Raw genomic sequence first — 12,755 nt, 5'->3', positions numbered from 1 at the left:
CACCCCTACCCGGCCAGAAGTTGTGTGATCTGCTGTACGACCGTCCCCGCCGAGGCCAGCCCGGCCGCGGCCGTCGCGCCGGCGTCGAGGCGCTCGCGCAGCCACTGCAGACGCTCGCGCCGCACCTGCCCCGTGGCGCCGATCTCCTCCTCGGCCCCGGCGATCCCGGCGGCGGTCTCGGAGGTCTCGTCACTGGGGCCGAGCAGGCGCAGCTGCTCGCGCAGGGTGCTCAAGGCCGTCCGGAACTCTTCGGAGACGCCGACCGGCTCCCCGGAGGCATCGAGGGCCCTGGCGCCGGGACCGGCCGCCGCGGCGCCTCCGGTCATGACCCCGATGCCGATGCCACCGGGGGCGGCCCGGGGCGTCGCGGACGGGGACGGGGGCGGTGGCGGCTCCTGCCCGGCCGGGCGCCGTGAGCGGTCCTCGGCGGTGGCGCCTTCCCCGGCCGCCACCGCGCCACCGGTCAGCACCCCGATGCTGATGCCCCCCTGCTCCGGGGCGACGGCGGGCTCGTCCCCCTGCTGCTCCTCGTGCTCCGTCGTCACGACGACCCGCCCCCCTTCTTCTTCATCTGCGTGTCCGTGTGCTTCGCGGAGGCCCGCTCGCCCGTGGCGACCGCTCCGCCGCTCATCGCCCCGATGAACACGCCGCCCCCGCTCACGCTGACGACGTACTGCTCGAACTCGCCCGTCTCGTAGCCCTTGGTGCGCAGCGCGTCCTGCACCCCGCTCGCGATGCGGTCCTGCAGCGTCCGCACGTACCGGCTGATGTCCATCTCCTGGAACAGGGAGACGTCCTTGACGCTCCCCAGCTCCCGCACCGAGGTGACCGGCCCGTCCGGCAGCGCGTGCTGCGGCAGGGTCAGCCAGGTGCGGAAGACCGAGAGACCCGTGTGGATCAGCGACAGCCCCGCGGCGACTCCCGCCGCCGGACTGGTGAGCAGCGCGACGACGGCGTCCCGCAGCCCCCGGCCCTCGCCGCGCGCGGCGATGACGTCCACCGACCGGTACTCGGGCCGCACCGGGTTGAGCACGTGCGGTACGACCTCCAGCACCAGCATCCCGCCCTGGGTGTGGACACGGACCAGGAGGGAGATCCCGACCTGTTCGTCCCAGGCCCCGACCCGCACGCGCAGGAAGTGGCGGCGCCCCTCGCCGCCCTCGCCGACCGCGTCGTCGAGGTGCTCCTGGATGCGGGCGGGCTCGTAGGTGACACGGGCGCGCGCCACCCCGACCGGCAGGTAGACCACTTCGTCGATCTCGAGGAAGCGCAGCCGGTCGCGGCTGGTCTCCGCGGCCGCGGCGCGCAGCGCCTCCAGGCGCGGCTTGATGAGGTCGACGACCTCGCGCCCCGTGAGCAGGGAGGGCGCCGCCGCCGCGCCGGACGGGGACGCGGGGTCCAGGGGTTTGCGCAGGGCTCCCGGGGGCTTGCCCTTCAGTTCGGCGACGACCGACCACGGCTGGTACGGCTCGCCCGCCCCGACGAACGGCCGGAAGGGGTCGTAGATCGTGAGGTTGGCGTGCTGTTCGCGGTCGACCGCCGCCCCGATGCGCCGGTACTGAGGGGTGTTCGGCAGTCTCTCGCGCGGCGCGCGGGCGTACGCGCCACGGCTCAGCTTCTTGCGCATGACCTGGACGACCTGCGTCCGGTGCGCCCACACGGGCAGCACCATCAGGGCCGGGAACACCACCGCGGTCCACGCGTCGGCGCCGGTGAACAGTGCGAAGACCACGGCCGCCCAGTAGGCGAGCGTCACGGCGAACGGCACGACCGGCAGCACCGCCTTCAGCCGGCCCCGGGTGGCCTCCTTGAGCACCCCGCGGCCGAGGCCGAAGACGGCGCCCCTGCCGCCGCGCAGGGACCAGCACACGAAGCAGACGAACCCGTAGGCCAGGTACCACGGAACGGGCAGCAGCGGATCGGCGCCGACCCCGGCCAGTCCCAGGCCGATGAAGACCGCCCAGAGGGCCGCCAGCGCGACCGCGGCCTCCGCCTCCCGGCGGCGTGCTTCCAGGGCGTGCGCGAGGACCGGCAGGGCGTCGATGCCGAGCGAGGGCGCGATCGGGCGCTCCTCGTGCTCGACCAGCTGCTCGATGACGCGGCGGCGGAACTCGCTGTCGAACCAGACACCCGCGCACAGCAGCCGGGTGGCTTCGCTGCGGATGTGCCGCGGCTCGGCGGCCGCCGCTAAACCGGACGTCGCTCCGGGTGTGGACATGCATCCCCCGATGCTCGAACTCCCCCACGGCAGGAAGAGACCGGGGGAGTTGCGGACGTGCAGTATGGCGGCCCGTCCGTCGTGATCGGAAGGGGCTGCGGGGAAGCCGTTCCGTTGTGCGGACCGGTCACAGCAGGCGTTCGGGGACCGAACCGGAAGGGGTCGTACGGGTGTGCGGGCGACCGTCGGGGGTGAGGTACTCCACGTCGCCCGGGGTGTCGGGGGTGACCTCGCCGACGACGGCGGCGTGGCGTCCGTAGGGGTGGGCGCGCAGTGCGCTCAGCACGGGGGCGGTGTGCTGCGGCGGCACGAACAGGCACAGGCAGCCGGCGCAGGCCGCGTCCAGCGGGGCCAGGCCGCGGGCGGCGAGGGCCGGCCGGGCCTCGTACCGTACGGGCAGGGCGGCCTCCTCGACGCGCAGGGTCAGGCCGCGGGCCGCGGCGCACCGGCGCAGGACCTCCGCGAGGCCTCCCGCGGCCACCGTCCGGGCGTGCCGGATGTGGGGGCGGACCGTGCGCAGCAGGTCTCCCAGCGGGGCGCAGTCGCTCGGCACGTGGTGCTCGTACCCGAGGCCGTCGCGCAGCGAGACCAGGTGGGCGGCGTGGCTGCCCAGCGGCCCGGTCACCACGATGCGGTCGCCGGGCCGGACCGAGCCGAGCTCCAGGGGCGGCCCGCCCGGCACACCGAACGCGGTCGCGGTGACGAAGACCCGGTCGGCCTCCCCCGCGCGGACGACCTGGGTGTCCACGGCGGCGATGGTGACCCCGGCCTCGGCGGCCGCGCCGCGTACGGAGGCGGTCAGCCGGTGCACCAGGTCCAGGGGGAGCCCGGCCTCCAGCACGATGCCGAGGGCGAGGTGGCGCACTTCCGCTCCGGTGGCCGCCAGTTCGTTGACGGCTCCGCAGACGGCCACCCGGCCGATGTCCCCGTTTCCGAAGAAGGGCGGGTCTACGACGTAGGTGCCGGACCGGACCACGAAGGCCTCGGCGGTGGCGGCGCCGGGTTCGGCCCACCGGGCCGGTACGAGGGCTTCCTCGATCAAGGCCCGTACGCCCGGGCCGAACCCGACCTGTGCCGTGTCCCACTCCTGTGTGTACGTCACGAGTGCCTCCCCCGAAGCCCGCGATTCATGATCGTCCCATCATCCTGCGCGGACGGGCCCCCGCATACCCGTGTCGCGGCACGGCGGCTGATCAGGGGTCAGTAGGGGCGGTGGTCCGGGCGGTCGGCGGCCCGCAGCAGGGCGACGGCGAGCGCCGTCGCCAGGGCGGGGAGGAGCGCGAAGCCCGCCAGCATGCCGAGTTCGGCCGTCGGGGTCTGCTCGGCGGCGCGGCCCGTACCGGAGGACACGTAGCCGCAGAGCTGGAGCACCAGCCCGTAGAGGAAGGGGCCGAGGGCCAGGCCCAGTCCCTCACCGGTGCTGAACAGGCCCGACAGGACGCCCGCTTGGCGCCGCTCGGTACGGGCGGCGTCCCGCGCGATGCATTCCGGCAGCATCGCGTAGAGGAAGAGCAGCTGGCCCGCGTGGCCGGTGCCCGCCAGCGCCATGGAGAGCAGCACCGCCCCCTGGGGCAGCGCGGGCGCGGCGAGGAAGAGCAGGCAGCCGGCGGCGAACAGGGCGGAGGCGATCGGGTAGCCGTGGCGGCCGCGCAGCCGCGACCACAGGGGCATGGTCAGCAGGTTGGGCGCGACGAAGGCTGCGACGAGGAGGCCGACGCCGGAGGAGTCGCGCAGGACGTGCCCGGCGAAGTACGGCGCGCCCGCGAGCAGCACCCCGGTGGCGACGGACTGGACGACCACGCACCGCAGCAGTGCCGTGAAGGCGGGATTGCCGCGCGCGGCGGCGAACTGGCGGCGCAGGCTCGAGCCGGGCTCCGCGACCGAGGCCTCCCCGCGGGCGCCGGCGGTGCCGGCGAAGACCCAGAGCGTCCCGGCGGCGATGACCGCCCCGCCGAAGATCCCCATCCACCGGTGTCCGGCGAGGCCGCCGCCCCCGGCCTCGACGAGGGCGGGCCCGGCGGCGCCGGTGACCAGCGCCGCCACTCCGATGACGGCGACCCGTCCGCCGACCAGCCGCATCCGGTCCTGGTGCCGGTCGGTGAGCTCGGCGGGCATGGCCACGTACGGCACCAGGAAGAAGGCGAACGCGGTCGCGGTGAGCAGGTATCCGGCGGCGGTGAGCCAGGCTCCGGCGGAGCCCGGCAGCAGCCCCGCGAAGGTCAGCGCGAAGGCGAGGGCCATCGCGAGCCCGCCGCACAGGACGTACGGGCGGCGCGGGCCCCAGCGGGTACGGGTGCGGTCGCTGGCCCGGCCGACCAGCGGGTTGAGGACGGCGTCCCAGGCCTTGGGCACGAACACGATCGCGCCGGCCAGCGCGGCGCCCACGCCGAGGGTGTCCGTGAGGTAGGGCAGCAGGAGCAGGCCGGGGAGGGTGGTGAACGTCCCCGTGACCAGGGCTCCGGAGGCGTAGCCGAAGCGGAGCCGGGCCGGCAGGGCGGTGTCCCGCGGGGCGGTGTCCGGTGGGGCGACCCGGGTTCGCCCGGACCCTGTGGTGGCCATCGGGGGCTTCCTTCCGGGGAGCGGTGGGGGTCGTGCGTGCGACGGGAAAGGGCCCCGCCCGGGGGGAGGGGGGATGTCCCAGGGGGGCGGGGCTCTCGTACGGAAGGCTCCGCCCTCCCCCTTGGACGTGACTAAAGCTCAGGTACGCGGATCAGGGGCGGCGGGCGACGGACGAGTTCCTGCCATGCACATTCCTGCCAACGGCGGTGGCTGGATGGCGCCTCGAGCGCAGCTCCACCATGACGCGAGAGAAGGAGAGGGACATGACAGTCGACAACGGCACGACCTCGCTCCCCGCCATCCACGGACACGCGACGGCCACCCAGCACCTGATCCACCGCCCGCCCTCGCGGGCCCACTACGGCCTCGACGTCCCGAGCCTGGGCGAGGAGAACTTCACCCTCGTCGGCGCGACCCCTGTCGCCCATCCGCTCTTCAACGACGGCCCGGGCCACTTCCACGACCTCCAGATCGCGACCGAGACCGTGCGGGACATCGGCGCGTTCGTCGGCCACCGCTACTTCGGCGTGCCGGAGGACCGCCCGGGCCTGTTCTACCGGTTCACCCTCGACCTCACCGATCTCTCCGCCTGGCGTACGGACGGGCTCGCGGCCGGCCCCGTCCCCATGGAAACCCACCTCAGGGCCCGGCCCGCGAACGTGGTGGCCGAGGTGCCGCGCGGACTCGACTTCCACCTCGAGGTGGTGATCGACGGCCGCCCCTGCGCGACGGGGGCGGCCGGCCTGGTCTTCCTCATGCCGAAGCTGTACCGCCGCCACCTGGAGCACTCCCGGCGGGCGCTCCAGGCCGCGCCCGAGCTCGACGACGCGCCCGACGGCCCGCTGCGGCCCGCCGACCCCGCCGAGACGGGCCGCTACGCGCCCGAGAACACGGTGATCAGCGAACCGACGGACGCCGCACGCGGCCGGATCAGCACCTGGCTGCTCACCCGACGCATCAGCCCCGTGTTCCTCGGCGAGGACGGCCAGGTCTCCGGACTGCACCTGCTGGAGGCGCTACGCCAGACCTCGCTGCTCGCGGCGGGCCGGACGCACGGACTGGACCCCCTCCGCAGCGCGCTCGGCGCCTGCCAGGTGCACTTCCGCGGCCAGGCCGAGCTCGATCTGCCGCTGCGCTGCGTGGCGGTGGCCGGTCCGCTGGGACGCGACGGCGAGGGGCGGCCCTCCGTACCGGTCACGCTCACCCTGACGCAGCGCCGCCGCGCGGTGGCCGAAGCCCGCACCTCCGTCGTCCAGGACCACTGAGGACGATGCGCTTCGGGATTCTGGGCCCGCTGGAGGTCGCGGGAGGAACGGGCTGCGGAACGGGCCCCGGTACGGACGACGGCGGCCCGGGCGGCCTTGGCGCGGACGGCCTTGGCGCGGACCGCCTTGGCGCGGACCGCCTTGGCGCGGGGGCCTCGTACGCCCCGCAGGCCGCCAAACTGCGGGTCGTCCTCGGGACCCTGCTGGTCCGGGCGAACGAGGTCGTGTCCTCGCAGAGCCTCATCGACGAGCTCTGGCCGGAGGCACCCCCGCGCACGGCGACGACGACGCTCCAGGTCTACGTGTCCCACCTGCGCAAGACGCTCCGCCGCGCCGATCCGGAGAACGGCCGGGAGTCGCTGGTCACCCGCCGCCCGGGCTACCTGCTGCGGGTCGGCCCGGACGCGCTCGACACGATGGCCTTCGAGGACCTGTCCCGCCGCGGCCACCAGGCCCTGCGGGCCGCGGACTTCGCGTCCGCGGCGGAGCTCCACCGGCGGGCGCTCGCACTGTGGCGCGGACCGCTGCTGTCCGACACCCCGCACGGACCGCTGCTGGACAGCGCGGCCGTCCGGCTGGGCGAGGCGCGCACCACCGTGCTCGACGAGCGCATCCGGGCCGAACTGCAGCTCGGGCTGCACCGCGAACTGGTGGCCGAGCTCCAGGAGCTGGTGGCCGAGCACCCGATGCACGAGGAGTTCCACGCGCACCTGATGGTGGCGCTGTACCGGTGCGGGCGGCAGGCGGAGGCGCTGCGCGTGTTCGCGGTGCTGCGGCGGACCCTGGTGGAGGAGCTCGGGATAGAGCCGGGCCCCGCCTCGCGGCGGCTGCAGCGGCGCATCCTGGAGGGGGATCCTGATCTGTCGGCGGCAGCCGGACCAAGGGGTGACGGATCCGCCGGGCGTGCCGGAAGGGGCTGGTCCCCGGCGCCCGGCGCGCTGCCCCCCGCCGACCCCGACTTCACCGGCCGTTCGGCCGAACTGGCCGAACTGGTACAGCTGTTGCGCACCGCATCCGCGGGCGGCGCCGTCGCCGTGACGGGCCTGCCGGGCACCGGCAAGACGGCGCTCGCGGTGGAGGCCGCGCACCGCGCGGCGGACGCCTTCCCCGACGGTCAGGTCTTCCTGGACCTGCGCAGCCCCACCGGGCCGCCGCCGACCGGGCCGGAGGTCCTCGGCCGGCTGGCGCGCACCCCCCTGACGGGCCGTCGGATGCTGCTGGTCCTCGACCACGTCACCTCCGAGACGCAGGTGCGGCCGCTGCTGCCGCTCGCCGGGGGCTGCGCGCTGCTGCTCACGGCGGGCCGGGTGCCCGCCGGGCTGCCGGGGCTGCGGTCGGTGGTCCTCGGGCCGTGGCGCTCCGAGGAGTCACGGCGGCTGGCCGGACTGTTCGGCGGCCGCGCGGGAACCCCTGCCGGCACGGCCCGCTCCGTACCCGTATCCGTACCGGGACCCGACGCGGGCGCCCTCGCCGAGATAGCCGAGCTGTGCGGGCGGCTGCCGCTCGCCGTGCGGGCCGCCGCCGCCCAGCTCGCGGCCCGGCCGCACTGGTCCCCCGCCACGCTGGCGGACCGGCTGCGGGACGAGGGCGGGCGGCTCGACGCGCTGCGGACCGGCGACGTCGACGTACGGGCCCGCCTGGTGGAGGCGTACGCGGCGGCCCCCGACGCCCAGCGGCGGGCCTTCCGCCTACTGGCGCTGCTGCCGCCGGGGCGGTTCGGCGCCCGGCAGGCGGCCGCCGCGCTCGACCTGGCCGAGCCGCGGGCCGCGGCGGCCCTGGACGCGCTCGCCGACGAGCGGCTGCTGGCCGTGGACCGGGACGGCTGCCACCTCCCGGAGCTGCTGCGGCTGCTGGCGGTGGAGCGCCTGGCCGAGGAGGAGCCGCCCGAGGTGCGGCGGGCGGCGGCGGGGCGGGTGTGCCGGGCGTACGCGGCGGCCGCCGCGGCGCGGCCGGGCCCGCTGCCGGACGCCGACGCGCTTGGGCTCGTACGGCTGGCGCGGACCGCGTACGAGGCCGGGCTGTGGGCGCTGACGGTGCGGCTGACGGATGCCGCGGGCGGGTGGGTGCAGGAGGGGGCCGAGGCCGCGTACTCCGTGGCCCTGGAGGCCGCCGTACGGTGCGCGGACCGGTCGGCGCAGGCCCGGATGGAGCGCTCGCTCGGTGATCTGGCCTGGCAGTACCGGCGTCTGGATCGGGCCCGGGAGCTGTTCGCGGGGGCGCTGGCGCACGCCCGGGAGGCGGGGGACGAGGAGGAGGCGGGCCGCGCCCTGGTGGGCCTGGCCGAGCTGCGGCTGGACGCCGGTGCGGCGGCAGAGGCGGCCGCCCTGCTCGAACCGGCCCTCGCCGCCCTGTCGGCGCCGGGCCGTGCCCGCGGCCGCTACGAGGCGAGCCGGGCGCGGGCGCTGCTCGCCCTCGCCCAGGACGGGCCGCAGGGGCGGGAGACGGCCCGGATCTGGTTCGGGGAGTGCCTCGAGCTGGCGGGCAGCCTGCGCGATCACCGGCTGGAGGTGTACGCGCGGCGCTCGCTGCGTGCGCTGTCCGGCCCGGAAGCCGGGGGCGAGGGGGCCGCGCGGCGGGGGGTGGAGATCCGCCCGGGGCTCTGGCGGATCCGTCCGGCCGGTGTCCGCGCGTGACCGGCCGGCAGCCCGGGGGATCCGAGCACGCGATCCCCTTCTACTGCGACTCTACTGCGACGTACGGAGAGCCATGTCGGTTGCGCTGGGCCCGGTGACGGAACTCGTCGGGCGGGAAAGGGAATCCGCCGCGCTGGTGGAGCGGCTGCGCGATCCGTCGGTCCGGCTGCTCACGGTGACCGGGCGGGCCGGGGTGGGCAAGAGCCGGCTGGCGGCGGAGGCCGTAAGGGAGATCGCCGGGGAGCCCGGCGCGGAGTCGGGCGGCGAGTCGGGTGCGGGGTTCGGCCGGGTCGCGGTGGTCGACGCGGCGCAGTGGTACGCCGACGGGCGTGAACCGCTGCTCCCGCCGGCCGGGCCCGGGACGTCGGGCCGGGTCCTGCTGCTGCTCGACGGCTGCGACCACCAGGTGCGCCCGGCGGCCGCCGGGGCGGTGGCGGCGCTCGCCGCTGATCCCCGCGTGGTGGTGCTGGCCACGGCCGTGGAGCCGCTCGGGGTGTACGGGGAGCAGCTGCTGCCGCTGGCGCCGCTGCCCGTTCCGGGGTACGCGGACAGCGGAGACGACCCGCACGAGGTGCCGGCGGCGGCGTCGGTCGCTCTGTTCGTGCGCCGGGCCCGGGACGCCGACCCGGCCTTCGCGCTGACCTTGGAGAACGCGGCGGCCGTCACCGAGATCTGCACGCGGCTCGACGGTCTGCCGCTGGCCGTCGAACTCGCCGCGCGCCGCCTGCGGTTGCTGTCGCCCCAGTCGCTGGCCGCCCGGCTGCGCGGCCGGACGACCGTCCTGGCGGGCGGACCGGCGCACGCTCCCGAGCGGCACCGCTCCCTCTCCGCGCTCGCCGAGTGGAGCTGCCGCGGCCTGGACGGCCCGGCCCGCGCCCTGCTGGACCGGCTCTCGGTGTACGAGTCCGGTTTCGGCCTGTCGGCGGCGGGGGCGTCGGCGGAAGCGGACGTCGAGACGCTGCTCGACCGCGGACTGCTGGCCGTGGTGGACGAGGAGCAGGGGGAGCCGCGGCTGGCCGTGACCGAGCCCGTACGGTCGCACTGCCGCGCCGAGCTGGCGGACTCGGGGCGCGGCGGCGCGGCGCTGGACGCGCACGCGGAACGCTACCGGCTGCTGGTGACCAGCGCGCTGCCGGGGCTGAACGGAACCGAACAGGAGCGGTTGCTACGGGAGTTGGCCGCCGAGGGCCCGAACGTGACGGCAGCCCTGCGGCGGCTGCGCGAGCGGGGCGACGACGAGGCGGTCGGCGCCCTGGTGCTCGGCTGCCGGCTGCCCTGGTTGACGCAGGGACGGCTGCGGGAGGGGCTGGAGTGGTGCGACAGCGCTGCCGAGCCGGCCGGGGCCCCCGTGCCGGAGGCGGTACGGGCCCGGCTCGCCGACATGTCCGGGCTGTTCGCGCTCGCCCTGGGCGATCCGCAGGAGGCCGTGCGCCGCCACCGGCGGGCCCTCGCGCTGGGCAAGGCGGTGGGCGACCGGCGGCAGAACGCGCTCGCCTCCGTGCACCTCGGGACGGCCCTGCTGAAGGCCGGTGACGCGCCGGGGGCGCGGGCCGTGCTGGTGGCCGCGCTGAGCGCGCTGGCATCCATGGGCGTCACCGGGGGCGCGGCCGCGGCGTCGGCCGCGCTCGCGGCCGTCATGCGGGCCGAGGGCGACCGGCGCAAGGCGCTGGAGCTGCTGGACCGGGCCGAGGAGGCCTTCCGCCGGACCCGGGACGCGCGGGGCCTGGCGGGCACGCTGCGCACCTCGGCCGCGCTCGCTCTGGAGGGCGAGGACCCGGACCGGGCCGAGGGGGCGCTGCGGGAGGCGCTGCGGCTGTACGGGGCCATCGACGAGCGGAGCGAACTGCCGGAGCTGCTGGAGGAGTTCGCCCTGTTGCTGCTGCGCACCGCGCCCGCCCAGCGGCCGCGTACGGTGCGCCTGCTGGCGGCGGCCGACACCTTGCGGGCCGCGACGGGCGCCGAGGTGCCGGACGCGTGGCGCTCCGAGGCCGAGCGGGCCCGTACGGAGCTGAGCGCGCGGCTGGACTGGTCCGACTTCGCCACCGCCTGGGCCGAGGGCGTCCGGATGACCGCGCGGGAGGCGGTGGCCGAGGCCCTGTCCGCGCCCGTTTCCTCGCGCCGCCCGGCGGCCGGGGCGGTCGCCGAGGCGCAGGCCCTCACGCCACGGCAGGTCCAGGTGGCCCTGCTGGTCTCCGAGGGGCTGACCAATCGCCATATCGCGGCCAGGCTGGACATTTCCGAGTGGACGGTGGTCAACCACGTCCGCCAGGTGATGCGCCGCCTGGGGTGCACCTCGCGGGTGCAGGTCGCCGGGGCGGTGGGCCGATGGGCCTGACGGATCCCCCCTCGGACCGCACGGCGCACGGCCGGCCCCCCGGCCTCGCCGGCCTCACTCCGCCCGCCGGGATCGCGGACCGGTTCCGGGCCGCCGGATGGTGGCGTCCGCAGACCTTCCTCGACGATCTGTACCGTACGGCCGCCGCCGCGCCCGAGCGCCCGGCGATCGTCGCGGAGCGGGCGCACCGGCCCGCCGGCCGGCGCCGGGTGGTCCTCAGCTACGCCCAGCTCTCCTTGTACGTCGACCGGTTCGCGGCCGCCCTGTCCTCGCTCGGGGTGGCGCCCGGGGACCCGGTCGCCTACCAGCTGCCGAGCTGGTGGGAGACGGCGGCGCTGACCCTGGCCTGCCTGCGGGCCGGGGCGGTGGCCGTGCCGGTGCTGCCGACCGTACGGGCCCACGGGCTGCACCGGATCCTGGAGAGCACCCGGGCCCGGGTCTGCGTGGTGCCCGACGTCTGGGAGGGCTACGCGCACGCCGAGGCCCTCGCGGATCTCGCCCCCGGGCTGCCGTGGCTGCGCCACCGGGTCGTCATGGGGAACGCGGCGCACGCAGGGGACACGGTGGCGGCCCCTGCCGGGGCGATCGATTTCGCGGCCTACTTCCGGGGCACCGCGCACGAACGGACCGGGGCCGGCCGGCGGAGCCGGCCGTGTGCCGGGCGGGCCGACCGGCCGGCGCTGCTGATCAGCGTGATGGGCCTGCGGGACTCCTACACCTCGGTGCTGCACTCCCCCAACACCCTGTACGCCAACGTCTCCGCGCAGCGCGGCGGCGACGGGCCGGGGCGGCGGCCCGGCGAGGTCTTCCTCAGCACCCTGCCGCTCACCTCGCTCGCCTCCCTGATCTACACCGTGTGCTGGCCGCTGGCGGTCGGCGGGACGGGGGTCTACCAGGACGTGTGGGATCCGGGCCGGTGCCTGGATCTGATGGCCGCGGCCCGGGTGGACCAGGTCTACGCGGAGCCCGCCTACTTCTCCGAGCTGCTCACCGCCCAGCAGCGCCGCCCCCGGGAGCTGGACCGGCTGCGGCTGGTGCTGTCCGGCGGGCGCACCAGCACCCCGCAGCCGCTCGCCGCCGAACTGCGCGAGGTGTTCGGCGTCCCGGTGCTGTCCGTGTGGGGGGCGCCGGAGCTGGGCATGGGCGCCCTTTCCGGGGACGCCCCGGATCACGGTGACGGGTTCCGCCCGCTGCCCGGGCTGGAGGTGTCCGCCGCGGACGGGAGTCCGGCGCTCGCGGTGCGCGGCCCGTCGGTGTGCCTGGCCACCTGGGAGCACGGGGCTCCGGCGCCGGTGCCCACCTGGGAGCGGGCGGACGGCTGGCTCGACACGGGCGACACGGGGCAGGCCGGACCGCACGGCGGGATCCGGGTGCTCGCCCGGGCGGGGACGCGCACCGGCGCCCTCTTCATGGTCCCGGTGGCCGAGGTGGAGGAGCGGCTGCTGAGCCATCCCCGGGTCCGCGAGGCCGCGGTCGTCGCCTACACCGATCCCGAGCACGGGGAGCTGCCCTGCGCCGTCGTGGTCCCGACTGCCCAGGACCGGCCGCCGGGCCCGGCCGAACTGCGGGAGCACCTCACGGCGGCGGGGGTCGCGGAGGCGTTCCTGCCGACGCGGCTGGAGATCGTCGGCGCGCTTCCGCGCGACGACGGGGGCCGGATCCGCCGCGGCGCGCTGCGGACATGGCTGACGCGGCTGCGGCCGGGCGGGCCCCGGCCCGCCCCCGGCTAACGGACGGAGTCTCGG

The 12,755-nt window shown here is 76.6% G+C and carries 8 protein-coding genes; 4 read left to right on the top strand and 4 right to left on the bottom strand.

The genetic code is table 11. The features are described 5' to 3' along the window. Window positions 1-5: 5 nt before the first annotated feature. The 4 genes from ACIPUC_RS15290 to ACIPUC_RS15275 form a co-directional block, all read right to left on the bottom strand. Window positions 6-545: a hypothetical protein gene (locus ACIPUC_RS15290; protein ID WP_446589776.1), complete on the bottom strand. Its 540-nt coding sequence runs from the start codon at window positions 543-545 to the stop codon at window positions 6-8. Beyond that, window positions 542-2,218: a hypothetical protein gene (locus ACIPUC_RS15285; protein ID WP_446589774.1), complete on the bottom strand. Its 1,677-nt coding sequence runs from the start codon at window positions 2,216-2,218 to the stop codon at window positions 542-544. Before ACIPUC_RS15285 ends, ACIPUC_RS15290 begins: the two co-directional genes overlap by 4 nt. A 127-nt stretch (window positions 2,219-2,345) precedes the next feature. Further along, entirely contained in the window at window positions 2,346-3,320 is a 975-nt protein-coding gene (locus ACIPUC_RS15280) for an AIR synthase-related protein (protein WP_446589772.1), read from the bottom strand. 98 nt (window positions 3,321-3,418) lie between these two features. Continuing rightward, window positions 3,419-4,777, bottom strand: coding sequence for an MFS transporter (locus ACIPUC_RS15275; protein ID WP_446589770.1), 1,359 nt, complete (start codon window positions 4,775-4,777; stop codon window positions 3,419-3,421). 263 nt (window positions 4,778-5,040) lie between these two features. On the opposite strand from ACIPUC_RS15275, the gene ACIPUC_RS15270 reads away from it, so the two are divergent. The 4 genes from ACIPUC_RS15270 to ACIPUC_RS15255 all read left to right on the top strand — a co-directional run bounded on the left by ACIPUC_RS15270 (window position 5,041) and on the right by ACIPUC_RS15255 (window position 12,740). Next, the gene (locus tag ACIPUC_RS15270) at window positions 5,041-6,042 is read left to right on the top strand and encodes an AfsA-related hotdog domain-containing protein (protein ID WP_446589768.1); all 1,002 of its coding nucleotides are present in this window, start codon (window positions 5,041-5,043) and stop codon (window positions 6,040-6,042) included. 5 nt (window positions 6,043-6,047) lie between these two features. Then, the gene (locus tag ACIPUC_RS15265) at window positions 6,048-8,675 is read left to right on the top strand and encodes a BTAD domain-containing putative transcriptional regulator (protein WP_446589766.1); all 2,628 of its coding nucleotides are present in this window, start codon (window positions 6,048-6,050) and stop codon (window positions 8,673-8,675) included. 73 nt (window positions 8,676-8,748) lie between these two features. Beyond that, window positions 8,749-11,010 carry an ATP-binding protein gene (locus ACIPUC_RS15260; protein ID WP_446589764.1) on the top strand — a complete coding sequence of 754 codons (2,262 nt, stop codon included), beginning with the start codon at window positions 8,749-8,751 and terminating at the stop codon, window positions 11,008-11,010. Further along, a complete protein-coding gene (locus ACIPUC_RS15255) occupies window positions 11,001-12,740 on the top strand; it encodes an AMP-binding protein (RefSeq protein ID WP_446589762.1) in 1,740 nt (579 codons plus the stop codon). Before ACIPUC_RS15260 ends, ACIPUC_RS15255 begins: the two co-directional genes overlap by 10 nt. Window positions 12,741-12,755: the final 15 nt, after the last annotated feature.

This window comes from Streptomyces sp. LARHCF249, assembly GCF_052871255.1.
This window is presented reverse-complemented; position numbering and strand designations above follow the sequence as displayed.

Bases quoted from the DNA above. Each gene is read 5' to 3' on its own strand.
- ACIPUC_RS15285 (WP_446589774.1), bottom strand. From the start codon at position 2,218: ATGTCCACACCCGGAGCGACGTCCGGTTTAGCGGCGGCCGCCGAGCCG.
- ACIPUC_RS15265 (WP_446589766.1), top strand. From the start codon at position 6,048: ATGCGCTTCGGGATTCTGGGCCCGCTGGAGGTCGCGGGAGGAACGGGC.
- ACIPUC_RS15260 (WP_446589764.1), top strand. From the start codon at position 8,749: ATGTCGGTTGCGCTGGGCCCGGTGACGGAACTCGTCGGGCGGGAAAGG.
- ACIPUC_RS15275 (WP_446589770.1), bottom strand. From the start codon at position 4,777: ATGGCCACCACAGGGTCCGGGCGAACCCGGGTCGCCCCACCGGACACC.
- ACIPUC_RS15270 (WP_446589768.1), top strand. From the start codon at position 5,041: ATGACAGTCGACAACGGCACGACCTCGCTCCCCGCCATCCACGGACAC.
- ACIPUC_RS15255 (WP_446589762.1), top strand. From the start codon at position 11,001: ATGGGCCTGACGGATCCCCCCTCGGACCGCACGGCGCACGGCCGGCCC.